Origin of the sequence: Actinomycetospora atypica (genome assembly GCF_042653685.1) — a bacterium.
Classification (GTDB): Bacteria; Actinomycetota; Actinomycetes; order Mycobacteriales; family Pseudonocardiaceae; genus Actinomycetospora; species Actinomycetospora atypica.
The window spans coordinates 110615-132404 of the sequence record NZ_JBHSIV010000012.1 but is presented as its reverse complement, the minus strand read 5'-3'; the positions used below and the strand labels follow the sequence as shown (position 1 = coordinate 132404).

Here is a 21790-nt window from a genome sequence, read left to right as displayed (position 1 = left end):
CCCGACGAGGCCCGGGCCGGCCCCGGCGACTAGTGCCGGAACGACGTCCCCGACGCCGAGGCCAGCAGCTTCCCGCGGTCGTCGACGAGCTCCGCGCGCCCGACCTTGAGCCGCCGCCCGCCGTGCTCCACCACCACGCGGCACATCACCGGGGAGCCGTCGGGGCGCACCGAGCGCACGAAGCTGACCGCGAAGTCCTCGGGGACGACGTCGAGGGAGTGCGCGAGCCCCCGCGCCGCGAGCCCGGCGAGCGCGCCGCCCTGCACCACGCCGGCCGAGTTGGCGCTCGTGTGGTCGGGGCGGGCGATCATCGTCGTGCCATCGCGGGTGGGGTCCTCGCCGCGGTGCGGCATGAGCAGCCGCCACGACGACGGCCGGTTCGACCATGTCGGCGCGGTGCGCCCGTACTGCCCGGCGACGTCGTCGGTCAGGACGGCGTTGCGGGCCAGGCAGCGGGCCACCTCCCCGCCCTCGCGGTCGGTGATCGTGCCCGAGCTCAGGCCCACGCCGTTGCGGGCGTCGTCGAGCCGGCCGACGCCGAAGAGCTCCTCCCCGGCCAGCGGCCGCCCGAGGAGCTGGACCCCGATCCGCACGGTGACGATCCGGTCGCCGGCGCGCAGCGTGCTGGAGTAGGCGACGCCCATGACGAAGTCGGCGAGGATCAGCACCGACTCGAGCAGGCCGTCCCCCGCCTGCGTCGGGAGGCGCCCCGAGCAGGTCCCCCGCTGCACGTCGGTGAGCCGGGCGTGGAGCGCGGCGTGCACCGGCGCCAGGGGCGCGTCCTGCGCGACGAGGCCGCGCAGGACGGCGAGGGGCGTCGGGTCGTCACTCACGCGGGCGATCATGCCGGGTCGTCCCGCGGCACGCCCCGGTCGGGCGAGGTGGCCCCGTCCTGTCGGACGGGGCCGCCCGCTCAGGCGGCGAGCTCGACGCCGGTCAGCTCCTCGCAGGCCCGCAGCAGGGCCCGCTGGACCTCGCGGTCGTGCGACGCCGCGGTGGAGCCCACCGGGATCGGGTGCCCGGAGGACTCGCCCCAGCCGTCGGGGCCGATGTACACGCCGCCGGGCAGGTCGGGCACCGTCGCGGCGTAGAGCTCGGGCAGCGCGCCCATCTCGGGGCCCTGCGCGAAGAAGCGGTTCCCGAGCCCCATGACGACGTCCTGGATCGACTCGGTGCGCGACTGCAGGTTGGTGGCGCTGTAGCCGGGGTGCGCGGCCATCGAGCGCAGCCGGGAGCCGGACGCGACGAAGCGGCGCTCCAGCTCGTAGGCGACCATCAGGTCGGCGAGCTTCGACTGCCCGTAGGCGAGCCAGCGCTGGTAGCGGCGGCGCTCCCAGTTGAGGTCGTCGAGCCGGACCCGGCCGATGCGGTGCATGACGCTCGACATCGTCACCACGCGGTCGGTGATCCGGTCGAGGAGCAGCCCGGTCAGCGCGACGTGACCCAGCACGTTCGTCCCGAACTGCATCTCGAAGCCGTCGACCGTGCGCTGCTCGGGGATGGCCATCAGCCCGGCGTTGTTGATCAGGACGTCGACCGGGCCCTCGAGCCGGGCGGCGAACTTGCGGACCGAGGCGAGGTCGGCCAGGTCGAGCTCCTCGACCGCGGTGGAGCCCGGGCCGCCCTGTGCGCGGATCTCGGCGGCGGCCTGCTCGCCCTTGTCGGTGTTGCGGCACGCCAGGACGACGTGGGCGCCGTGCGCGGCGAGCTGTCCGGCGGCGACGAGGCCGAGTCCGGAGTTCGCGCCGGTGACGACGAAGGTGCGTCCCGACTGGTCGGGGATGTCGGCGGAGGTCCACGGAGCCATGGGTGATCGGTACCCCGGGCCGGGGCGAGCGAAGCGACGGGAGAAGGGCGAGCGCTCAGAGGAGTCGCGCGATCTCCTCGTAGACCCGGGAGCTCACGCACAGCCCGATGTGGCTGCCGCGGACCGCGACGTTGTCGCCGTCGGCCACGACGCACGACTCCGGGCGGACGATCCCGTCCTCGCTCGTGCGGATGCTGGTCAGCGGGACCCGGGCGGGCGCGCGCAGGTCGGAGCCGAACGCGCACGGGCAGGCCGTCGTCAGGCACTGGGTGCGGGCGGGGCGCAGCAGGTTCTGGCCGAGCCGGGCCCCGCCGACCGCCGCGAGCGTGAGCACCGAGGCGTCGAAGGGCGAGGACAGCGGGCTGCCGAGCGTGATCACCTGCCGGACCCGCGACGGTCGTCGTACCCCCAGCGCGTGCGCGAGGAGCCCGCCCCGGCTGTGCCCGATCAGCGTCACGGGGCCGCCGGCGCGCTCGGACACCTCGGCGAGGCGCCGGTCGAGGCGCCGGACCGCGGCCTCCGAGCAGTCGACGTTCCAGGAGATCCCCGACCGGTAGGTGCGGTAGCCGCAGCGGCGCAGCCAGGTCCGCAGCACCGCGAGCGACGGGTCCCCCGCGAGGAAGCCCGGGATGGTGAGCACCGCGGCGCCGTCGCCCGGCGGCACGCCGTGACCCCGGAAGACGTCGCTGACCAGCAGCATCGCCAGCTCGAGCTGCCAGCGCGCCTCGCCGAGGACGTTCCCGCGGAACGGCGGGATGACCGGAGCACTCACGTCGGCCGACGCTACCCGGTGTCCGTTTCCGTGTCCGGGCACCGAAGCGCACGCACGTGGCCGCAGGCCGGACGTGAAATACTGCGCCCGTGCACCTCACGGGCGATGCGGACGCGATCGGCGTCGACGGCGACCACCGCGTCTGCGCCGCCGTCGCGGCCCTGCCCGACGCCCCGACGATGCACGGCTGGGTGTCGCGGTTCGCGCTGCTCGCCGACCCCACGCGGCTGACGCTGCTGCTGTGCATCCACGAGGTCGGCGAGATCTGCGTGTCCGACCTCGCGCTCGCGGCCGGCCTCAAGGACTCCACGACGAGCCAGGCCCTGCGCCTGCTGCGGGCGCAGAACCTCGTGAGCGCCCACCGCGACGGGCGGGTGGTGCGCTACCGGCTCGCCGACGCCGTGGTGAAGGACCTGCTCGACCGCATCCACGACGGGGTCGCCTTCGAGCAGCTCACTCCAGCAACGGCGACAGGATCTGTCCGAGGCGCCTCGACTCGATGAGGAACGAGTCGTGCCCGTAGGGCGACTCGATGACCTCCACCGGGCCCGATCCGGGGATCAGGTCGGCCAGCTGCTCCTGCTGGGAGAGCGGGTAGAGCCGGTCGCTCGTCGCGCCCGCCACCACCGTGCGGGCGGTGATCCGGCCGAGCGCGTCGGCCAGTGAGCCGCGGCCCCGGGACACGTCGTGGCCGTTCATCGCGGCCGTCAGCGCTACGTAGGAGCCGGCGTCGAAGCGGTGCACCAGCTTCTCGGCGTGGTGGTCGAGGTAGGACTCGACGGCGAAGCGGCCGGGATGCGCCGCGTCGTAGGGGTCCTCGCCGGGCTGCGGGCGCCGCCCGAAGCGCAGGTCGAGCTCCTCGGCGGTCCGGTAGGTGGCGTGCGCGATCCGCCGCGCCACCCCGAGCCCCACGTGCGGGCCCTGCCCGCGGCCGCGGTCGTGGTAGTCCCCGTCGCACCAGTTCGGGTCCTCGCGGATCGCGGCGAGCTGCGGGGACGCCCACGCGATCTGGTCGGCCGACGCCGCGGCCGGGCAGGCCACGAGCATCAGCCGCTCGACCCGGTCGGGGTGGGTGACGGCCCACTCGACCGCCCGCATCCCGCCCATCGACCCGCCGAGCACCGCGGCCCACGAGGAGATGCCGAGCTGGTCGGCCAGCCGCACCTCGAGCGCGACCTGGTCGCGCACGCTGGTGCGCGGGAACCGGGATCCCCAGGGGCGGCCGTCGGGCGCGGCGGACGCGGGGCCCGTGGTGCCCTGGCAGCCGCCGAGGACGTTCGGGGCCACGACGAACCAGCGGTCGGTGTCGACGACCTGGCCCGGCCCGACGAGGCCCGCCCACCAGCCCGCGGTCGGGTGCCCCTGCCCGGCGGGCCCGACGACGTGGGAGTCGCCGGTGAGGGCGTGCAGCACGAGGACGGCGTTGGACCCGTCGAAGGTCCCCCACGTCTCGTAGGCGACCGTGACGTCGGGCAGCGCCGCCCCGGTCTCGAGGGGCAGCGGATCGGGCAGCGTCACGAAGCGGCGCCCGCCGGCCGGGTCCCCCTCCCGCCACGCGCCGGTGGCGGGAGGGAGGACCGGCACGGTGTCGGTCTCCGGTGGGGGGCCCGGTCCGTCCGCCATGAACGAACCGGGTCCACCGGCCATCAGGTCGGTCACTCTCAGGAGCTCGACGTCGCCGACTTGGACGCGGTGAAGCCGGCCTCGAGGTCGGCCCGGATGTCCTCCAGGTTCTCGATGCCCACCGAGAGCCGGACGAGGCCCGGGGTGACGCCGCTGGAGCGCTGCTCGGGCTCCGAGAGCTGGCTGTGCGTGGTGGACGCCGGGTGCACGATCAGGCTGCGGACGTCGCCGATGTTCGCCAGCTGCGAGTGCAGCGTGGTGCCGTCGACGAACGAGCGACCCGCCTCGACGCCGCCGCGCAGCTCGAAGGCGACGATGCTGCCGGCGCCGCGGGGCAGGTACTTCTGCTGCGCGGCGTGCCACGGGCTCGACTCGAGGCCCGCGTACCAGACCTGCTCGACCTCGTCGCGCTGCTCGAGCCACTCCGCGAGGGCCTGCGCGTTGGCGATGTGCCGGTCCATGCGCAGGCTCAGCGTCTCGATGCCCTGCAGGATCAGGAAGGCGTTGAACGGGCTTAGCGCGGCACCGGTGTCGCGCAGGTGCTGCACCCGCATCTTGGCCGCGAACGCACCCGGGCCGAGGGCCTCCCAGAACTTGAGGCCGTGGTAGCTGGGGTCGGGCTCGGTGAAGCCGGGGAAGCGGTCGCCGTGCTCGCCGAAGGCGAAGGTGCCGCCGTCGACGACGACGCCGGCGATCGAGGTGCCGTGCCCGCCGAGGAACTTGGTGGCCGAGTGGATGACGATGTCGGCGCCGTGCTCGATCGGGCGCACCAGGTAGGGCGTGGGCACCGTGTTGTCGACCAGCAGCGGCACGCCGACCTCGTGGGCGGTGTCGGCGACGCCGCGGATGTCGAGGACGTTGTTGCCCGGGTTCGGCAGCGTCTCGGCGAAGAACAGCTTGGTGTTCGGGCGCGCGGCGTCCCGCCACTGCTGCAGGTCGTCCTGGTCCTCGACGAACGAGACCTCGACGCCCATCTTCGGCAGCGTGTAGTGGAAGAGGTTGTACGTGCCGCCGTAGAGGCTGGGGCTCGACACCATGTGGTCGCCCGACTCGGCGATCGTCAGGATCGCGGCCGTGGTGGCCGCGCTGCCGCTGGCGAAGGCGAGCGCCGCGACGCCGCCCTCGAGGGCGTTGACGCGCTGCTCGAGCACGTCGGTCGTCGGGTTCATGATCCGCGTGTAGATGTTGCCCGGCTCGGCGAGGGAGAACAGGTCGGAGCCGTGCTGGGTGTCGCGGAAGACGTACGACGTGGTCTGGTAGATCGGCGTCGCCCGGGCGTTGGTCGACGGGTCGGGCGTGGCGCCCGCGTGGATCTGCTTGGTCTCGAAGGACCAGTTGTTCTCGGGGGTGCTCATGGCGGGGTCTCTCCTGGGATCGTGGGTTCTCTGCGGTCAGCCGGCACGACGACAGTGTTCGTCGAAGGCGTCGGTGCGGCGACTGGGCCAGAACTCGTCACGAACGGGCTCGAGCACGGCGGTGTGGAGCACGCCGATCAGCTTAGAGGGTGACGCGGGAGCGGCGGCAGCGTCACCGCCCGACGGTGATCACGGTGACGTGCGGGGTAGTCGCACGACATGACGGAACCGGGAGACGTGCCCGAGGGCGCGACGAGGGAATGGCTCGACGCCCAGTACGACGCGCGGGCCCTGGAGCCCGACCCCGACGCGACTCTCGCCGACTGGCAGGCACGCAGCGGGGCGATGCGTCGCGACCACCCGCCGCAGGTGATCACCTACGGCGACGACCCCCGCCAGGGCGTCGACGTCTACTCCCCCGCCCCGGGCCACGGTCCGGCGCCGCTCGTGGTGTTCGTGCACGGTGGCTACTGGCAGGCGCTCGACAAGGAGACCTTCGGCTTCCTCGCCGAGCCGTTCCTGGCCGCCGGCGCCGTCTTCGCCTCGCTCGACTACCGGCTGGTGCCCGACGTCGCCGTGGCCGACGTGGTCGCCGACGTCCGGGCGGGGATCGCCGAGCTCGCCCGCCGGGCCGGCGACCTCGGGGCCCGCGCGACCGGCCTCGGGCTCGTCGGGCACTCCGCGGGCGGGCACCTGGTGGCGATGGCCATGGCGACCGACTGGGCGGACCACGGCCTGCCCGCCGACACGGTCGGGCCCGTCGTCGGGATCAGCGGGCTCTACGATCTCGAGCCGATCCGGCGGTCGTACCTCAACGACGTGCTCGGGATGTCCCCCGACGACGCCCGCCGGTCGAGCCCCGTGCACCACGCCCCCACCGGACCCGGCCCGCTCATGCTGACCTGCGGCGGGGACGAACCGGGCGAGTTCGAGCGGCAGCAGCGCCTGCTCGCCACCGCGTGGCCGGGGGTCCCGACGACGATCCTCCCGCAGTCCGGGGGCACGCACTTCGACGCCTGCGCGCGGCTGGCGGCCCCGGGACCGGTGCAGGAGGCCACCGTTCGGATGTTGACCGGAGCGTGACGGGCCGAGGTGTGTAGCGTCCCCCCGGATGGAGGAGCCCGCGGCTCCTGGCCCGGGTCCGGGGGGACATCGATGACGACGCTGGCGCGTGACGAGGGCGAGGACCCGACGCGCGCCCGGGACCAGGTCGACGAGCTCGTCGCCCTGATCACCGAGCTCGCGGAGTACGCCGAGTTCGCGGGGCACGCCGAGCTCACGGGGCACGCCGAGCTCACGGAGGACGCCGGGTCCTGGCCGCCCGGGGCGGACGTCGATCCCGACGAGGTCGCGGGCAGCAGCGGGCAGGCCCAGGAGAACCGCGCCGTCCGGCTCTCCCACGCCCGGTTCGCCGCGGAGCGGGCCCGCCTGGCCCGCGACGGCCTGCACGAGCTGACCGTCCGCGCCCAGGTCCTCACCGCCGAGCTGCGGGCCCAGCGGGTGCTGCGCGAGGCGCGCCTGGAGCTCACGGCGGCCGAGCGGTCGCAGCTCGCCGACCTCTGGGCCGTCGTCCCGCGCTACGACCGGTCGCGGCGCGCGCACGGGGTCGTCGTCGAGCTGCTCGGGTACGCCCGCGCCGTCCCCGGGATCGCGCACGCCGGGATCACGGTGTGGGACCGGCGGTGCACCGTCGCCTGGGCGGAGTCGTCCGACGAGGTCGCCCGCGCCCTGTCCGCCGTGCAGTCGGTGGCCGGCGGTCCCGGCCGGGACGCGGCCGAGACCGGCACCCCGGTGCACGCGACGACGGACGCCGACGATCCCGACTGGAACCACTTCTGCGACGCGGCGGCCGAGCTCGGCGTGCGGGCCGTGCTCTCGGTCCCGGTGCACGACGGGGAGCGGGTGGGGTCGCTCGATCTCTTCACCCGCCGGCCCGAGGGTCTCGACGACCACGCCCGGTCGCTCGGGGAGCTGCTCGGTCGCTACGTCGACATCGCGCTGCGCCTCGTCGCCGAGAAGGGGTCCCCGGCCGGACCCGCCTGATCCCGCACGGACTACCGGCCCGCGACCTCGTCGCCGACCGAGATCGTCCCCGAGGTCAGCACGCGGAACACCGCCCCGCCGCGGTCGTGCATCGCCCGCGCGGCGCCGGGCCCGACGCTGGTCTCCATCACCCGGCACGGCGCGGCCCGGCGGACCACCTCGAGCTCCACGTCGCCGATCGTCAGCCGGTCCCCCGGCGTCGTCGGGACCCGGCCGGCGTCGAGCGTGACCGTCCGCCGGGTGTCCGACGCCGGCACCGGCGCGCCCCGCGCGGCCGCGGCCTCGGCGAGCTCCTCGAGCGACTGCACCGACACGTGGCGGTGGCGGGTGCCGAAGTAGCGGTCCCCGACGACGCCCTTCCCGGCCTCGACGTCGATGTGGTCGACGGCCACCATCGGCGCCTTGCGCTCGGGCGCGACGTGCAGCGCGGCCACCCGGATCGTCACGTCCGCCGAGCCTACGGACGGTGCGGCCCGCCGTGCCGGACATGATCGACATCCGGGTGAGGGAACGGGGCGCGGACCGAACGGTCCCCCACACTCCTCCCGATCAAGGCCCTGGTCACGGCCACCTCGTACCGTCGTGTCGTGGGGTCGGCCCGACGGCGCCGCGGGAGGAGCACCGCATGAGTGCCTGGGACGCGGAGGACCTCGACCGGATCGGGCGGGCCGACGAGGTCGAGATCGCGACCCGCCGCGCCGACGGGACGCTGCGCCCCGACCGCGTGGTCTGGGTGGTCCGGCTCGGCGACGAGCTCTACCTGCGGTCGGTCACCGGCCGGGGCGCGGCCTGGTTCCGGGGCACCCGGACGCGGATGGCGGGCCGCATCCGGGCCGACGGCGTGGAGCGCGACGTCGCGTTCGCCGACGCCGACGACGTCTACGGCGACGCCCTCGACGGTGTGTACCGCAGCAAGTACCGCCGCTTCTCCGGCGCCCTCGACCGGATCACGGCCGCCGACGCGCGGGGCGCCACCGTCACCATCGTCCCTGGGTAGTTGCACGGAGGTCCGCGGAGCGCCCGGTGAGCAGGGTCGGGGCATGACGAACCACGTCCCCGTGACGCCGACCGGGGAGTACGCCGACATCGAGGTCTCCGACCAGCACGTCGCCCTCGCCGCGCTGGCCGACCCCCGGGCCCGCGGCGAGGCCGTCGCCCGGGTCCTCGCCGCACCCGAGGAGCACTCGCCGCCGGTGCTGATGGCGATGGCGGCGGTGGTCTTCGGCGAGGGACACGCAGCGCAGCGGAGCTGGACCATCGGGGCCGGACACGGCGAGACCGGGGCGTTCTGGTTCTACGCCGCGCAGCTCCGCGCCCGCATCGACGCGAACCGGTGCACCGACCCCACCGCCGCGGCCGCGTGCGGCGTGCTCACCGAGACCTACGGCCCGCCGATCAACCGGTGGGCCTTCCACGAGCCCGGCCTGCTCCCCGGCCTGATCGACCGGGTGGCGCAGTGGGACGCGGCCACCGCGAGCGTCTACGACCCGCGGTGGATCGCCCTGCACGGCATGGGCGCCTTCACCGGCACCGACGGGCCGCTCACCCGGCCCGCCGCGCAGTGGCCGTCGATCGCCGCGCTGACCCGGCGGGAGTTCGTGGAGGGCGTCCACGAGCTGTACGACGACGACGGCCGGCTGCGGACCGAGCTGTTCGGCCGGCCCCGGGACACCTAGCTCCGGCGCATGCCCAGGAACTCGACGAGCAGTGACGAGGCGTCCGGCCCGGTGGGGTCGGCGTAGGAGGCGCCCGCCCGGCCGCCCGACCAGTCGTGGGTCATGCCGTGCACGGTCCACGACTCGACGACCACGCGGCCGCCGTCCTCGCTCCACCGCCGGCGGGTCCACGACCGGCCGCCCTCGACCTGCCCCGTCGTGCGCTCCTCGCGGGCGCCGGTCCGGGCCAGCAGCCCGGAGCGGACGACGGCGTCGGCGTTGGCCGGCGCCACCGTGGGGTCGGCGTCGCCGTGGATCACGCACAGCGGGACGGGGCCCGCGTCGGCCACGGTCGCCGGCGGGGACTTCATGGCGGCGAAGGCCGACCCGACGTCGGTCGCCGCGCGGTAGGGCAGCCCGGAGTGGACCCCGGCCCCGCAGAAGACGTCCGGGTAGACCGCGGCCAGGACGGCCGCCATCGCGGCGCCCGCGGAGAAGCCGACGACGCCGACGCGGTCACGGTCCACCTCGTGGGCGGCCGAGACCTCCCGCACCACCGCGGCGATCTGCCCGGGCTCGCCCGCGTCGCGGACCTGGTCGCCGGGGCGGAACCAGTTCCAGTAGCCCATGGCGTTCGCGGAACGCGACTGCTCGGGGTAGACCACGACGACGCCCTCGCGCTCGGCGACCTCGTCGAGGCCCGTCGAGGTGGCGAACGTGTCGGCGTCCTGGGTGCCCCCGTGCAGCGCGACGAGCAGCGGTGCGGGCGACTGCGGCCTCGTCGGGACGTAGAGGCGGTAGGCGAGCCCGTTCGCGGACCCGCGCGTGACGCTGCCGGGCGCGGTGGAGCCGGTGCCGGCGGTCGTCGTGCCCCCGAAGCCGGCGCCCCCGAAGCCGCTTCCGCCGGGAAAGGTGCCGCTCGGGAACCCGGCGCCGAACCGTCCGGCGCCGAACGAGCCGGGCGTGAACGCCCCGGACATCGACCCGGGTGTGAAGCGGCCCGCCATCGGCCCCGAGCTCATCGGCCCGGAGCCCATCGGGGACGCGGCGCCCAGCGACCGCTGGATCTCCGCGGTCGCCTCCTGGAGCCGTCCGGCGAGCATCAGGCGTGTCGACCTGGCGAGCCCGGTGGTGATACCCATGGTCGTCCTCCTCAGACGATGCGCGGCCCGAGGGCCGCTTTCACCGCGCGTGACGCGCGGAATGCCCCGAGCACCTCGACGGAGGCGATCGTGGCGAGAGCGAGGTCGGGATCGACGTCGTCGGCGATGGTCGCCAGCCCCAGCACCCGCAGGTGCATCTGCTCCCCACGCGCCCGCAGCCCCTCGAGCTCGGCGCGCGTCAGATGGCGGGTCCCCAGCACGAGCGTGCGGCGCGCGACCGTCTGTTCGATCGTCGCGTCGCTGCGCTCGAGCTGGTTCCGCACCGCGGTGCGGATGAAGTCGGTGCGCGTGGTGAAGAAGCCCTCCTGTACGAGGAGGTCGATCCGGCCGAGGTCGACCGGACCCAGGTTCACGGTGATCTTCTCCGTGCGATCCGGTTCCACCGCCACGCTGCCCCGCCTTCCGCTCGCCATCCACCTGGATGGTGCACGGCTGGCGGAAGGTCCGCAACCCGGCACTCTTGACAGGCTGCCAACAGCGGGGGCACGCTTCCGCCATGGACTACGACGTCCTCGTGATCGGCTCGGGGTTCGGCGGCGGCGTCGCGGCCCTGCGGGCGACCGAGAAGGGCTACCGGGTCGGCGTGCTCGAGGCCGGCCGACGATTCGCCGACCACGAGTTCGCCCGCACCTCGTGGCACCTGCGCGACTTCCTGTGGGCCCCGCGGCTGGGCCTGCACGGGATCTTCCGGGTCGACCCGCTGCGCCACGTCCTCGTGCTCTCGGGCGCGGGGGTCGGCGGCGGCTCGCTGGTCTACGCGAACACCCTCTACCGCCCGCCGGCCCGGGTGTTCGCCGACGGGACCTGGCCCGTCGACGTCGACTGGAACGACGAGCTCGACCGCCACTACGACCAGGCGTCCCGGATGCTCGGCGTCGAGACCTACCCACGGACCTCGGCCGCCGACGCGGTGATGCGCGACGTCGCCGAGGAGCTGGGGGTCGGGCACACGTACCGCAACGCCGACGTCGGGGTGCTCTTCGGCGACGAGGACGGCGTGGAGGTCCCCGACCCCTACTTCGGCGGGGCCGGCCCCGCCCGCACCACGTGCAGGCACTGCGGCGAGTGCATGACCGGCTGCCGCCACGGCGCCAAGAACACCGTCGCGAAGAACTACCTCTACCTCGCCGAGGCCGCGGGCGCGGTCGTCCACCCGCTCACCACCGCCACGACGATCCGTCCGATGCCGGACGGGAGCTACGAGGTCGTCGTGCGCGAGACCCCGAGGCTCGGGCACCGGTCCCGACGACGCGTGCTGACGGCCGGGCAGGTCGTCGTCTCGGCGTCGGCGCTGGGCACCGCCCGCCTGCTCGCGAAGCAGTCGGCGACGTTGCCGCGGATCAGCTCCCGGCTCGGGGACCAGGTGCGCACCAACTCCGAGGCGATCCTCGCCGCCCGGACCGACGAGGCGGGCGTCGACTTCACCGACGGCGTCTCGATCACCTCGTCGATCCACGTCGACGAGAACACCCACGTCGAGCCGGTGCGCTACGGGCACGGCTCCAACCTGCTCTCGCTGATGTCGGCGATGCTCGTCGACGGCACCGCCTCCTCCGACGACCCGACGATCGGCGCCCGCGGCCCCGGCTGGCGGCAGGTCCTGCGCGAGGTCGTGGCCCGTCGGCGGGAGCTCCCCCTGCTGCACCGCCCGAAGGGCTGGTCGGAGCAGTCGATCGTGCTCCTGGTGATGCAGACGCTGAACAACTCCCTCGAGCTGCGGCGCCGGCGGTTCCTGCCCGGACTGCGCAGCAGCGGCTCGTCGACCCCGCCGTGGATCCCGGCCGGGCACGAGGTGGCCCGCCGGGTCGCGAAGCGCATCCGCGGGGTGCCGGTGGGTGCCGCGTCGAGCCTGGTCAACATCCCGGTGACCGGCCACTTCCTCGGCGGCGCGGTGCTGGGGACCACGCCCGAGGACGGCGTGGTCGACGCCTACCACCGCCTGCACGGCCACCCGGGGGTGCACGTCATGGACGGCTCGACGGTGCCCTCGAACCTCGGCGTGAACCCGTCGCTGACGATCACGGCGCTGGCCGAGCGGGCGATGTCGTACTGGCCGAACGCCGGGGAGACCGATGCGCGACCCGCCCCCGGGGAGCCCTACCGCCGGGTGGAGCCGGTGCCCCCGCGTCGCCCGGTGGTTCCCGACGACGCCCCGGCCGCCCTGCGGCTGCCGCTGACGGTCCTGCGGTGACCACCTCGTCGTCGGGGGCGGCCCCGTCACCCGGGTCCAGCTCCGCTGCGCTCCGTGTCCCGCCGGCACCGGAGGTCCGCCGGCGGCTCGACCCCGACGCCCGACGCACCGAGATCCTCGACGCCGCCCTGCGGGTCTACGCCGTGCGCCCCTACGCCGAGGTCTCCACCACCGACCTCGCCCGCGAGGCCGGCGTCGCCCGCGGCCTGCTCAACCACTACTTCGAGACCAAGCGCGGCCTCTACCTCGAGGCGCTGCGCGTGCTCCTGACGATCCCCGAGGAGGCCGCGGCCGAGCTGCCCGGCGACACCCGCGAGGACCGGGCCGCGGCCGCCGTCGAGTGGTTCCTCGACACCGTCGAGACCCGCCGCGGGCTGTGGCTCTCGGTGGGGCTCGGGCTCTCCGGCGACGCCGAGATCGACGCGGTGGTCGAGGAGGCCGACGAGACCGCGGTCGACCGGGTGCTCACCGCCCTGGGCGACGACCCCGAGGACGAGGGGCGCCGGGCCCGCCTGCGCGCCTTCTTCGGCATGGTCCGCGCCGCATCGCGCGAGTGGCTCGTCCGCGGCTCGCTCGACCGGCCCGCCGTCCGCACGATCCTGACGACCACCCTGTTCCATCTTCTTCCGGAGGAACCGTGAACGACCTCGGCAACCGCGAGTTCTGGGACCTCCCCTGGGAGAAGCGCTACGCCGCCTTCGCCGACCTGCGGGCCACCGACGGCCTGCCCTGGTACGAGGAGCCCGAGTTCCCCGGCTTCCCGAAGGGCAACGGGTTCCGCGTGGTCACCCGCCACGCCGACGTCGACGAGGTGAGCCGCAACCCCGACCGCTTCTGCTCGGGCCAGGGAGCCGTCTCGATCCTCGACCTGCCCGCCGAGGCCCACGAGTTCTTCGGCTCCCTGATCAGCATGGACGCCCCCCGCCACACCAAGATCCGGCGGATCGCGGCGAGCGCGTTCACCCCGCGCCGCGTCTCCGGGCTGATCGACGACGTCGAGCGGATCGCCGACGAGGTGCTCGAGCGGGCCCGCGCGAAGGCCCGGGACAACGGCGGCGAGTTCGACCTCGTCACCGAGATCTCCGCCCCGCTCCCCCTGCTGCTGATCTGCGACATGATGGGCATCCCGGAGTCGCGCCGCGCCGACGTGTTCACGTGGTCGAACATGATCCTCGCCGGCGACGACCCGGAGTACGTCTCCTCCGAGAACCCGCTGCAGGACTACCTCACCGCGGGTGCCGGGCTCTCGGGGCTGATGACCGAGCTGGCCGCGTCGGTGCAGGACGAGCCCCGCGACGACGTGCTCTCCGCCCTGGTCCACGGCGAGGTCGACGGCGAGCGCCTGACCCACCAGGAGATCGCGTCGTTCTTCATCCTGCTCTGCGTCGCCGGCAACGAGACCACCCGCAACGCGGTCACCCACGGCGTCTGGGGCATGCACGTCGACCCGTCCGCCCGCGAGACCTGGGCGGCCGAGCCGGAGCTCCCTAGCGCGGTCGACGAGGTGGTCCGCTGGGCCTCCCCCATCAACTGGATGCGCCGCACGGTCGTCGACGACACGACGGTCGGCGGGGTCCCGGTGAGCGCCGGGGAGAAGCTGCTGCTGGTCTACGGCTCGGCCAACCGCGACGAGACCGTGTTCGCCGAGCCCGACCGGCTCGACCTGCGCCGCTCCCCCAACCCCCACCAGGGCTTCGGCGCCCACGGCCCGCACTTCTGCCTCGGCGCCCACCTCGCGCGCCGCGAGGCCGGGGTGATGTTCCGGCGGCTGCTCACCGAGATGCCGGAGCTCGAGGTCGTCGGCGAGCCCGACCGCCTGCGCTCGATCTTCGTCAACGGGATCAAGCACCTGCCGGTGCGCCTGCCCTCCTAGGACGGCGCCCGTCCTGCTACGGCAGGGTGTGCCCGGCGGCGGTGAACAGCCGGTACCACTCCGGCCGGCTCAGCCGCAGCTCCGCCCCGGGCGCGGCCTCGGCGATCCGCTCGGGCCTCGTCGAGCCGACGACCACCTGCATGCCCGCCGGGTGCGTGGTCAGCCACGACACCGCGACCGCCGCCGTGCTCACCCCGTGCGCGGCGGCGACCTCGTCGAGGGCGTCGTTGAGCACCGGGTGGTTCTCGCGGTCGCCGAGGACCACCCGCCCGCTCGCGTCGCCGAACGGCGACCAGGCCTGCACGACGACGCCGTCGCGGCGGCAGGCGTCGAGCACGCCGCCGTCGCGGTCGGCCGACTGCTCCAGCCCGACGATGTTCGCCGCGAGCCCCGACGCGATCAGCGCCGCGTGCCCGAGCCCGCACTGCAGCTGGTTCACGAAGATGCGCCGGGGCAGGCTGCGCTGCAGCAGGTCCATCTGGCCCGCGGTGTGGTTGGAGACCCCGACCTCGCGGACCTTCCCGGCCGCGACCAGTCGCTCGAGGGTCGCCGCGGTGTCGTCGGGATCGGCGAGGGCGTCGGGGCGGTGGAGCAGCAGGACGTCGAGGTGGTCGACCCGCAGCGCCGCGAGCGACTCGTCGACGGTGCGCTCGACGTGCTCGCGGGAGAAGTCGTAGTAGCCCTCGCGGATGCCGACCTTCGACTGGACGACCACCTGCTCGCGTTTCGCCGGGGTGAACCGGACGGCGTCGCCGAAGCGCTGCTCGCAGGCGTGGCGGGCGGAGCCGTAGATGTCGGCGTGGTCGAACACCGTGATGCCGGCGTCGAGCGCGGCGCCGACGAGCGACCGGACGGCCTCGTCGTCGAGCGACTCGATCCGCATGCAGCCCAGGACGAGACGGGAGCTCATCGGCCCATGGTGGCAGGGGCCCATCCGGGCGGGGGGTCCTCGCCGACGCGGCCGTCGACGTTCTCGCGCAGCAGGTCGGCGTGCCCGGTGTGGCGGCCGTACTCCTCGACGAGGTCGAGGACGATGCGGCGCAGGCTCGCGGGCGTGCCGTCGGCGCCGGTGAGGTGGACCGGCCGATCGAGCCCGTCCTCGGCGACCGCGGCGGCGAGGGTGCTCCGGGAGTGCGCGACGGCCTCGTCGTACCGGGCGTAGAGCTCGGCCGCGCTGTCGGCGGCGGCGGACGTGAACTCCCAGTCGGGGTCGTCGTCCCAGTGCCCGTCGTCCCAGGGCTCCCCCAGCGGCTCGCCGTGGAGCTTCGTCCGGAACGTCAGCGCCTCGACCCACGCGAGGTGCTTGAGCAGCCCGCCGAGGGTGAGGGCGGAGACCCCGAGGGGGAACGCGAGGCCGTCGTCGTCGAGGTCGTCGACCTTCCACCGGAACGTCGCGCGCAGCCGGTCGAGGGCTCCGACGAGGTGCTCGGCCTCGGTGCCGGCGAGGGGCGGTTCCCAGGGCGTGTCGCTCACGGGCGACGACGGTAGGAGGTGTCGGCGATCCGGCGACGGCCAGGGGAGGTACGTCGCCGGATCGCCGTGGCCGGTCGAGCCGGCCGTCGGGCCCGGGAGGTCGGCGCGGTGACCACCCGGGAAGTACGTCGCTAGGCACTTGATCATGCCGAGCGCGACGTCGCGCTCGGCATGATCGTCTGCCTAGCGGGTGAGGACCGTGGTCCTCGCCTCGGAGTCCTCGTCGATCTGCTCCACCTCGGGGGCGGCGTGCCGGGGAGCGGTCTCCTCGGGCAGGTCGCGGGCCTTCATGCGGGTGATCACCCGGTGCCGGACCGCGAAGCCGATCAGGCACGCCAGGATGATGACGCCGACCGTGGCCGGGGTCCCGTAGCCGCGGCCCGGGCTCGCCAGGACCTGCGCCTGGCTGACCGTGGTCACGCCGGAGCCGGCCTGCGGGTTGAACAGCTGCGCGGCGGCCCCGCCGAGGGGTGAGCCGAAGAGCAGGCCCGGGTCGTAGGCGTTGGCCCCGAACAGGTTCGACGCCAGCCCGGCGGGCGCGATGCCGCCGAACGCAGCAGGCGAGAAGGCCCCGAGCGGTCCGGCAGCGGCACCGGCGGGCGCACCCGCGAGCGGCGCGGGGGCCCCGCCACCGGCTGCGATGGCCGGGCCGCCTCTGCCAGCGCCGCCACCCTGCAAATCAGCAGGCGGCGCCGTCGTCGTCGTCGTAGCGGGCGCGTCCTTGTCCGTCGTGTTGCGAGGTGACGTCGTGGTGGAGGAGGACACGACGGGCGCAGGCGCTTCGCTCTCCTGCGACTCCTCCGGAGGAGCGGCCGGAACAACGGCCGTCGCCTGCGAAAGAGGGCCCAGCGGCAGCCCTGACATCTTCCCCACGCAGTTGTCGCCCTTTGCCACACCTGTGACTAGGAGGACCTTGCATGCCTGTCCGTCGGTCCATCCGTCGGCAGCAATCGCAGTACCCGCACCAAGGGCCAGCCCGGAGGCCAGCAGTCCGCCGACGATCACGCTCGGCAGTAGACGACCGGGACGTACACGCATCCTTGCGACTCCCCTCTTCGTTACCCCGACTGCCGGTCGAACACCGGTTACGCCGACTCATCGGTAGGTCTCGCCCGTCGTTACACAGACGTGGCCTACCGTGACCAAGCCACTCGTTCGGCCTAGCGTTCCCGTAGCCGATTACGCCGGACAGACCTGCAGGTCAGGCCGAAAGCCCGCACCAAATAGTCGGGTCACGATGCGGTAACGGACGGAGTGTCGACACCCGAACGGCCGTCAGCCGGTTCCGCCGCGAACGCGAACGGTCGCAATGAGTGACACTCCATCCATGACCGGCGAATCGCTCCGCGTGGAGTTCCGGCGCCAGGTGCGCGAGCGGGTGCTCGACACGGCCGCGACGCTGGCCGTCGACCGTGGCTGGGACCGGGTGCGCATCGGGGAGGTCGCGACCGAGTCGGGGGTCTCGCGCCCGACGCTCTACCGCGAGTTCGGCACCAAGGACGGCGTCGGCGAGGCGCTGGTGCAGCGGGAGGCGGAGCGGTTCTTCGGCGGGATAGCGTCGATCCTGGAGAACACCGACGAGGTGCCCGACGGCGTCCGGCTCGCCGTCCGCTTCACCCTCGACGAGGCCGCGGACAACCCGCTGCTGCGCGCGATACTGACCGGCAGCCGCAGCGGCGACACGAGCCTGCTGCCCTTCCTGACCACCCGGGGCGACGCGATCATCGCGGGCGGGGCGGGCGTCGTCGGGGACTGGGTCCGGCGCCGGCGGCCCGACATCCGCGGGGCCGTCGTCGACGACGCCGTCGACGCGGTGGTGCGCCTGACCGTGAGCCACCTGGTCTCCCCCGGACTCCCCCACCCGGAGGCGGCCGACCGCCTCGCCCGGATCGCCGGCTGCCTGCTCTCGGCCTGACCACGGGGTACTCCCCCCGGCGTGATCACCTGCGTCGTCCGCTACACCGTCGACCCCACGCAGATCGAGGCCTTCGAGCGCTTCGCCTCCGCCTGGATCGAGCTCGTGAACCGGCACGGCGGCACCCACCACGGCTACTTCCTGCCCGGCGAGGGCGCGAGCGACGAGGCCCTCGCACTCTTCAGCTTCCCGAGCCTCGCCGACTACGAGGTCTACCGGGAGCGCTTCGGCGTCGACCCCGAGTTCGTGGCGGCCGACCGCATCCGCGACGAGTCCGGCTGCGTCCTGCGCCACGAGCGCACCTTCATGCGCCCCCACCTCGAGTGAGCTCAGCGGCGGCGCGCCACTGACGTTCCCCCGGCCCTCGGGCGTGATCACGACGATCGGTCACCCAGCGCCCTTCCGGCCCCCGCGCGAGGGCTGTACGCGCCCGATCGACGTGATCATGCACCCCCGGGACCCGGGCACGAGTACGTGTCTGAGACAAAAACTCGGTCTTGTTTCTAGTGCGACACCGTGTCACAGTCATTTGCGATGCGGGGACACGAGGGAGGCCGACGATGACCGTCGAACAGGCACCACAGGAACGGATCGAGACCCAGGAGCCCTGGCGCGACAGGCGCCGCTACCTCTGGCCGCTCGGCACGGTGATGCCGGCCCTGCCGATCGCGGCCTACGGCCTGGTGCACCTCACCGGCCTGAGCCTCTTCTGGTGGATCGGCCCGATCATCCTGTTCGTCATCCTGCCGGCGCTCGACATGCTGATCGGCCGCACCGACGACAACCCGCCCGACTCCGAGCGGGCCCGCCTCGAGGCCGACAAGTACTACCGGTGGATCACCTACCTGTTCCTCCCGATCCAGTACGTCAGCCTCGTCTTCAGCTGCTGGGTGTGGGCGACGCAGAGCCTCGGGTTCGTCAGCAACCTCGGCCTCGCGCTGACCATGGGCGTCGTCTCCGGCATCGCGATCAACACCGCGCACGAGCTCGGGCACAAGCGCGAGGAGAACGAGCGCTGGCTCTCGAAGATCGCGCTCGCCACCTCGGCGTACGGGCACTTCTACGTGGAGCACAACCGCGGGCACCACGTCCGGGTCGCCACGCCGGAGGACCCGGCCAGCTCGCGGCTCGGCGAGAACTTCTGGCTGAGCTTCCTGCCGCGCAGCGTCTGGGGCAGCCTCACGAGCTCCTGGCACCTCGAGGCCAAGAAGTTCGCCCGCCACGGGAACAGCCCCTGGACCTGGCGCAACGACATCCTGCAGGCCTGGGCCATGACGATCGTGCTCTTCGGCGCGCTCATCGTCGCCTTCGGCTGGGCCGTGCTGCCGTGGCTCGTCGTGCAGGCCGTCGTCGGCTTCAGCCTGCTCGAGGTCGTCAACTACCTCGAGCACTACGGCCTCAAGCGGGGCAAGCGGGACGACGGCCGCTACGAGCGGGTCGACCCCCGGCACAGCTGGAACGCCGACCACACCGTGTCGAACCTGCTGCTCTACCAGCTGCAGCGCCACTCCGACCACCACGCGAACCCGATCCGGCGCTACCAGACGCTGCGCCACTTCGAGGAGTCCCCGCAGCTGCCCTCGGGCTACGGCACGATGATCGTCATCGCGATCTTCCCGCCGCTGTGGCGCGCGATCATGGACCCGAAGGTCCGCGCGCACTACGACGGCGACCTCACCCTCGCCAACGTCCTGCCCCGCAAGCGCGCCCGCTACGGCGTCGCGGAGACCGCCTGACCGCCCAGGACCTTCCCGACGAGAGCCCGTACCCGACTCCCGGGTGCGGGCTCTCGCGCGTCCAGGGGCTCGAACAGCGCGCGGTAGTACAAGGGGCCGAGCACCGTGTCGACGACGGCGTCGACGCCGGGGACCTCCCCGCCGCGCCCGCGCTCCCGGTCGAGGATCGCCTCGATCTGGGCCCGACGATCCGCGGTGCAGGCGCACGAGGCGGTCTCGCCCGCGCCGATCGAGGCGCGCATGAGCGCGAGGGTGTCGGGGTCGGTGAGGTCGCGTGCGACGTCGCCGGCCCAGCGCTCGAGGTCGCCGCCGAGCCCGCCGGTGTCGGGCACCACGACGTCGCCGGTGAACCGGTGCTCGGCCACGGCCGCCAGCAGCTCGGCCACCGAGCCCCAGCGCCGGTAGACCGTCGTCGCGTGCACCCCCGCCCGCGCGGCGACCACCGGGATCGTCAGGTCCTCGGTGAGCACGCCCTCGGACACGAGGTCCTGCACCGCGCGGTGCACCGCCGCCCGGACCCGCGCCGACCGACCACCCGGCCGGGTCCCCGCCGACTCCGCCACGCCCCGCTCCGTCATGGCACGGACTGTACCTAACGCAGCGATCGCTGCGCGGACCGTGCTAGCGTCGTCGTCGTGCAAACGCAGCGATCTTTGCTCGAAGAGCGCACCCGGGCCCGGCTCTTCGCCGCGGTGGGCTTCGTCGTCGTCCTCTACCCGGCGGCCTCGAGCGTGCCGAGCCCGCTCTACCCCCTCTACCAGCAGCTCTTCGGCTTCTCGGCCGCGACGCTCACCGTCGTGTTCGCCGTCTACGTGCTCGGGCTGCTCGGCGCGCTGCTCGTCGTGGGCGGGCTGTCCGACCACATCGGGCGCCGGCCGGTGCTCGTCGGGGCCCTGGCGCTCGAGGCCGTGTCGTTTGTCGTCTTCCTGCTCGCCGGCGGGGTCCCGGCGCTGCTCGTCGCGCGGGTCCTGCAGGGCATCGCCACCGGGGCCGCCATCACCACCCTCGGCGCGACGATGGTCGACCTCGCGCCGCCGCACGCCCCGCAGCGCGCCGGGATGGTCACCGGGGTCGGCACCCTCGCGGGCCTCGCGGCCGGCGCCGTCGGGGCGGGCGCCCTCATCCAGCTCGCCCCCGCGCCGACGCGCCTCGTCTGGATCGTCCTGCTCGTGCTGCTGGCGCTCTCCGCGGTGGTCGTCGCCGTCCTGCCCGAGACCTCCACCCGCCGCCCCGGAGTGTGGAAGTCGCTCATCCCGCGGGTCGGGGTGGCGCCCCGGCTGCGCGGGGAGGTCCTGGCCGTGACCCCGGTGCTCCTCACGAGCTGGGCGCTCGGCGGGCTCTACCTCTCGCTCGGCGCGTCGATCGCGTCGTCGCTGCTCGGGGTGCAGTCGCGGCTCGTCGGGGGCCTGGTGGTGACGCTGCTCTGCGGCACCGGCGCCGTCGCGAGCTTCCTGCTCCGCGCCCGGCCCGTCCGCTCGCTCGTCGCCCCCGCCGCCGGTCTGCTGGCGCTGGGGACGGCGGTGACGCTCGTCGGGATCGCCGTGACCTCGGTGGTCGTCGCGGGCCTCGGCACGGTGGTGGCCGGCATCGGGTTCGGCGCCGCGGCCCTCGCCTGCTTCGGGGTGTTCGCCGAGATCGCCGGTCCCGACGAACGCGGTGAGCTCTTCGCCGTCGCCTACGTCATCTCCTACACCGCGTTCTCCGTGCCGGCCGTCATCGCCGGGGTGGGCAGCGGCCTCGTCGGGCTGGCCACCGCGGCGGAGATCTACGGCGGGGTGGTCGTGGTGCTCGGCGCGCTGGCCGCGGCCATCAACCTCGTCCGGGCCCGGCGCCGCCCCGTGCCCGCCTGAGGGCGGCCCTTGACCGGCGGTTTCCGTCCGCGGCCCGTCCTTGACGAAACTTTGTAGGCATTCACAGACATGTGCGTATCACTCGACAGGGGGACAGCTCGCTCACAGCTGACTCTTACGTCGTGACCCGATCGTGACCTGGCTCCCCGCCGACCGGAGGGGGGCCGTTCCTTTCCCCGAGGAGTCCGACGTGGGCAACTTCTTCGAGCTGTGCGCTCCCCCGAGGCACCGTCACCACCACCACCGCAGCTGCTGCTGCCACGAGTGCAAGCCCCCGCAGAGCTGCCACCAGCCCAAGGACTGCAAGCCGAAGCACTGCTGCGACGACTAGGTC

Annotated in this window: 25 protein-coding genes; 13 read left to right on the top strand and 12 right to left on the bottom strand. The window is 73.9% G+C overall.

Annotated elements, in window-relative coordinates; genetic code table 11:
• Nucleotides 1–29: 29 nt before the first annotated feature.
• The 3 genes from ACFPBZ_RS13845 to ACFPBZ_RS13835 form a co-directional block, all read right to left on the bottom strand.
• Nucleotides 30–833, bottom strand: coding sequence for a PaaI family thioesterase (locus tag ACFPBZ_RS13845; protein WP_378036645.1), 804 nt, complete (start codon nucleotides 831–833; stop codon nucleotides 30–32).
• Between the two features lie 80 nt (nucleotides 834–913).
• Complete coding sequence (locus ACFPBZ_RS13840; RefSeq protein ID WP_378036644.1) at nucleotides 914–1807, bottom strand: oxidoreductase; 894 nt, start codon at nucleotides 1805–1807, stop codon at nucleotides 914–916.
• 55 nt (nucleotides 1808–1862) lie between these two features.
• On the bottom strand, nucleotides 1863–2579 hold the full coding sequence (locus ACFPBZ_RS13835; RefSeq protein WP_378036643.1) for an alpha/beta fold hydrolase: 717 nt from the start codon (nucleotides 2577–2579) through the stop codon (nucleotides 1863–1865).
• Nucleotides 2580–2668: 89 nt separating this feature from the next.
• On the opposite strand from ACFPBZ_RS13835, the gene ACFPBZ_RS13830 reads away from it, so the two are divergent.
• Nucleotides 2669–3082: an ArsR/SmtB family transcription factor gene (locus ACFPBZ_RS13830; protein WP_378036642.1), complete on the top strand. Its 414-nt coding sequence runs from the start codon at nucleotides 2669–2671 to the stop codon at nucleotides 3080–3082.
• On the opposite strand, the gene metX is transcribed toward ACFPBZ_RS13830, so the two are convergent.
• Together metX and ACFPBZ_RS13820 are read right to left on the bottom strand one after the other, a co-directional pair.
• On the bottom strand, nucleotides 3033–4202 hold the full coding sequence (gene metX, locus ACFPBZ_RS13825) for a homoserine O-acetyltransferase MetX (protein WP_378036641.1): 1170 nt from the start codon (nucleotides 4200–4202) through the stop codon (nucleotides 3033–3035). The two genes, ACFPBZ_RS13830 and metX, sit on opposite strands and share 50 nt — an antisense overlap.
• A 38-nt stretch (nucleotides 4203–4240) precedes the next feature.
• On the bottom strand, nucleotides 4241–5557 hold the full coding sequence (locus ACFPBZ_RS13820; protein ID WP_378036640.1) for a bifunctional o-acetylhomoserine/o-acetylserine sulfhydrylase: 1317 nt from the start codon (nucleotides 5555–5557) through the stop codon (nucleotides 4241–4243).
• 219 nt (nucleotides 5558–5776) lie between these two features.
• On the opposite strand from ACFPBZ_RS13820, the gene ACFPBZ_RS13815 reads away from it, so the two are divergent.
• Nucleotides 5777–6640 (top strand): alpha/beta hydrolase, encoded by an 864-nt coding sequence (locus tag ACFPBZ_RS13815; RefSeq protein ID WP_378036639.1) that lies wholly within the window; start codon nucleotides 5777–5779, stop codon nucleotides 6638–6640.
• Between the two features lie 72 nt (nucleotides 6641–6712).
• Nucleotides 6713–7600: a GAF domain-containing protein gene (locus ACFPBZ_RS13810; protein WP_378036638.1), complete on the top strand. Its 888-nt coding sequence runs from the start codon at nucleotides 6713–6715 to the stop codon at nucleotides 7598–7600.
• An 11-nt stretch (nucleotides 7601–7611) separates the two neighbouring features.
• Here ACFPBZ_RS13810 and ACFPBZ_RS13805 read toward each other — a convergent pair whose 3' ends face one another.
• Entirely contained in the window at nucleotides 7612–8046 is a 435-nt protein-coding gene (locus ACFPBZ_RS13805; protein WP_378036637.1) for an MOSC domain-containing protein, read from the bottom strand.
• 179 nt (nucleotides 8047–8225) lie between these two features.
• On the opposite strand from ACFPBZ_RS13805, the gene ACFPBZ_RS13800 reads away from it, so the two are divergent.
• Together ACFPBZ_RS13800 and ACFPBZ_RS13795 are read left to right on the top strand one after the other, a co-directional pair.
• Entirely contained in the window at nucleotides 8226–8597 is a 372-nt protein-coding gene (locus ACFPBZ_RS13800) for a DUF2255 family protein (RefSeq protein WP_378036636.1), read from the top strand.
• Nucleotides 8598–8640: 43 nt separating this feature from the next.
• Complete coding sequence (locus ACFPBZ_RS13795) at nucleotides 8641–9276, top strand: hypothetical protein (RefSeq protein WP_378036635.1); 636 nt, start codon at nucleotides 8641–8643, stop codon at nucleotides 9274–9276.
• On the opposite strand, the gene ACFPBZ_RS13790 is transcribed toward ACFPBZ_RS13795, so the two are convergent.
• Together ACFPBZ_RS13790 and ACFPBZ_RS13785 are read right to left on the bottom strand one after the other, a co-directional pair.
• On the bottom strand, nucleotides 9273–10397 hold the full coding sequence (locus ACFPBZ_RS13790; protein ID WP_378036634.1) for an extracellular catalytic domain type 1 short-chain-length polyhydroxyalkanoate depolymerase: 1125 nt from the start codon (nucleotides 10395–10397) through the stop codon (nucleotides 9273–9275). The two genes, ACFPBZ_RS13795 and ACFPBZ_RS13790, sit on opposite strands and share 4 nt — an antisense overlap.
• A gap of 11 nt (nucleotides 10398–10408) precedes the next feature.
• Nucleotides 10409–10831: a CopG family transcriptional regulator gene (locus ACFPBZ_RS13785; protein WP_378036633.1), complete on the bottom strand. Its 423-nt coding sequence runs from the start codon at nucleotides 10829–10831 to the stop codon at nucleotides 10409–10411.
• 83 nt (nucleotides 10832–10914) lie between these two features.
• Here ACFPBZ_RS13785 and ACFPBZ_RS13780 point away from each other — a divergent pair, with 83 nt between their 5' ends.
• From ACFPBZ_RS13780 to ACFPBZ_RS13770, 3 genes are read left to right on the top strand one after another with little or no spacing between them, the layout of a single operon-like run.
• Nucleotides 10915–12609 (top strand): GMC family oxidoreductase N-terminal domain-containing protein, encoded by a 1695-nt coding sequence (locus ACFPBZ_RS13780; RefSeq protein WP_378036632.1) that lies wholly within the window; start codon nucleotides 10915–10917, stop codon nucleotides 12607–12609.
• Nucleotides 12606–13250, top strand: coding sequence for a TetR/AcrR family transcriptional regulator (locus ACFPBZ_RS13775; protein ID WP_378036631.1), 645 nt, complete (start codon nucleotides 12606–12608; stop codon nucleotides 13248–13250). Before ACFPBZ_RS13780 ends, ACFPBZ_RS13775 begins: the two co-directional genes overlap by 4 nt.
• On the top strand, nucleotides 13247–14482 hold the full coding sequence (locus ACFPBZ_RS13770) for a cytochrome P450 (protein ID WP_378036630.1): 1236 nt from the start codon (nucleotides 13247–13249) through the stop codon (nucleotides 14480–14482). The genes ACFPBZ_RS13775 and ACFPBZ_RS13770 overlap by 4 nt, the downstream gene beginning before the upstream one ends.
• A 16-nt stretch (nucleotides 14483–14498) precedes the next feature.
• Here ACFPBZ_RS13770 and ACFPBZ_RS13765 read toward each other — a convergent pair whose 3' ends face one another.
• The 3 genes from ACFPBZ_RS13765 to ACFPBZ_RS13755 form a co-directional block, all read right to left on the bottom strand.
• Nucleotides 14499–15392 (bottom strand): aldo/keto reductase, encoded by an 894-nt coding sequence (locus ACFPBZ_RS13765; protein WP_378036629.1) that lies wholly within the window; start codon nucleotides 15390–15392, stop codon nucleotides 14499–14501.
• A complete protein-coding gene (locus tag ACFPBZ_RS13760; RefSeq protein WP_378036628.1) occupies nucleotides 15389–15955 on the bottom strand; it encodes a mycothiol transferase in 567 nt (188 codons plus the stop codon). The genes ACFPBZ_RS13765 and ACFPBZ_RS13760 overlap by 4 nt, the downstream gene beginning before the upstream one ends.
• A 183-nt stretch (nucleotides 15956–16138) precedes the next feature.
• Nucleotides 16139–16720, bottom strand: a complete 582-nt coding sequence (locus ACFPBZ_RS13755) for a hypothetical protein (RefSeq protein WP_378036627.1) — start codon at nucleotides 16718–16720, stop codon at nucleotides 16139–16141.
• Between the two features lie 562 nt (nucleotides 16721–17282).
• Here ACFPBZ_RS13755 and ACFPBZ_RS13750 point away from each other — a divergent pair.
• From ACFPBZ_RS13750 to ACFPBZ_RS13740, 3 genes are all read left to right on the top strand, one after another.
• A complete protein-coding gene (locus ACFPBZ_RS13750) occupies nucleotides 17283–17870 on the top strand; it encodes a TetR/AcrR family transcriptional regulator (RefSeq protein ID WP_378036626.1) in 588 nt (195 codons plus the stop codon).
• Between the two features lie 21 nt (nucleotides 17871–17891).
• Nucleotides 17892–18197, top strand: coding sequence for an NIPSNAP family protein (locus ACFPBZ_RS13745; RefSeq protein ID WP_378036625.1), 306 nt, complete (start codon nucleotides 17892–17894; stop codon nucleotides 18195–18197).
• Between the two features lie 233 nt (nucleotides 18198–18430).
• Nucleotides 18431–19606, top strand: coding sequence for an alkane 1-monooxygenase (locus tag ACFPBZ_RS13740; protein ID WP_378036624.1), 1176 nt, complete (start codon nucleotides 18431–18433; stop codon nucleotides 19604–19606).
• Here ACFPBZ_RS13740 and ACFPBZ_RS13735 read toward each other — a convergent pair.
• On the bottom strand, nucleotides 19582–20184 hold the full coding sequence (locus ACFPBZ_RS13735; RefSeq protein ID WP_378036623.1) for a TetR-like C-terminal domain-containing protein: 603 nt from the start codon (nucleotides 20182–20184) through the stop codon (nucleotides 19582–19584). The two genes, ACFPBZ_RS13740 and ACFPBZ_RS13735, sit on opposite strands and share 25 nt — an antisense overlap.
• A gap of 57 nt (nucleotides 20185–20241) precedes the next feature.
• Here ACFPBZ_RS13735 and ACFPBZ_RS13730 point away from each other — a divergent pair, with 57 nt between their 5' ends.
• Nucleotides 20242–21456, top strand: coding sequence for an MFS transporter (locus ACFPBZ_RS13730; protein WP_378036622.1), 1215 nt, complete (start codon nucleotides 20242–20244; stop codon nucleotides 21454–21456).
• Between the two features lie 190 nt (nucleotides 21457–21646).
• Complete coding sequence (locus ACFPBZ_RS13725; RefSeq protein ID WP_378036621.1) at nucleotides 21647–21787, top strand: hypothetical protein; 141 nt, start codon at nucleotides 21647–21649, stop codon at nucleotides 21785–21787.
• The last annotated feature ends 3 nt before the right edge of the window (nucleotides 21788–21790 follow it).

What these genes read in the sequence shown, in the direction of transcription:
- ACFPBZ_RS13840 (WP_378036644.1), bottom strand. Translation starts at nt 1,807, where the DNA reads ATGGCTCCGTGGACCTCCGCCGACATCCCCGACCAGTCGGGACGCACC.
- metX (WP_378036641.1), bottom strand. Translation starts at nt 4,202, where the DNA reads ATGGCGGACGGACCGGGCCCCCCACCGGAGACCGACACCGTGCCGGTC.
- ACFPBZ_RS13820 (WP_378036640.1), bottom strand. Translation starts at nt 5,557, where the DNA reads ATGAGCACCCCCGAGAACAACTGGTCCTTCGAGACCAAGCAGATCCAC.
- ACFPBZ_RS13815 (WP_378036639.1), top strand. Translation starts at nt 5,777, where the DNA reads ATGACGGAACCGGGAGACGTGCCCGAGGGCGCGACGAGGGAATGGCTC.
- ACFPBZ_RS13810 (WP_378036638.1), top strand. Translation starts at nt 6,713, where the DNA reads ATGACGACGCTGGCGCGTGACGAGGGCGAGGACCCGACGCGCGCCCGG.
- ACFPBZ_RS13800 (WP_378036636.1), top strand. Translation starts at nt 8,226, where the DNA reads ATGAGTGCCTGGGACGCGGAGGACCTCGACCGGATCGGGCGGGCCGAC.
- ACFPBZ_RS13795 (WP_378036635.1), top strand. Translation starts at nt 8,641, where the DNA reads ATGACGAACCACGTCCCCGTGACGCCGACCGGGGAGTACGCCGACATC.
- ACFPBZ_RS13790 (WP_378036634.1), bottom strand. Translation starts at nt 10,397, where the DNA reads ATGGGTATCACCACCGGGCTCGCCAGGTCGACACGCCTGATGCTCGCC.
- ACFPBZ_RS13785 (WP_378036633.1), bottom strand. Translation starts at nt 10,831, where the DNA reads ATGGCGAGCGGAAGGCGGGGCAGCGTGGCGGTGGAACCGGATCGCACG.
- ACFPBZ_RS13780 (WP_378036632.1), top strand. Translation starts at nt 10,915, where the DNA reads ATGGACTACGACGTCCTCGTGATCGGCTCGGGGTTCGGCGGCGGCGTC.
- ACFPBZ_RS13765 (WP_378036629.1), bottom strand. Translation starts at nt 15,392, where the DNA reads ATGAGCTCCCGTCTCGTCCTGGGCTGCATGCGGATCGAGTCGCTCGAC.
- ACFPBZ_RS13750 (WP_378036626.1), top strand. Translation starts at nt 17,283, where the DNA reads ATGACCGGCGAATCGCTCCGCGTGGAGTTCCGGCGCCAGGTGCGCGAG.
- ACFPBZ_RS13740 (WP_378036624.1), top strand. Translation starts at nt 18,431, where the DNA reads ATGACCGTCGAACAGGCACCACAGGAACGGATCGAGACCCAGGAGCCC.
- ACFPBZ_RS13735 (WP_378036623.1), bottom strand. Translation starts at nt 20,184, where the DNA reads ATGACGGAGCGGGGCGTGGCGGAGTCGGCGGGGACCCGGCCGGGTGGT.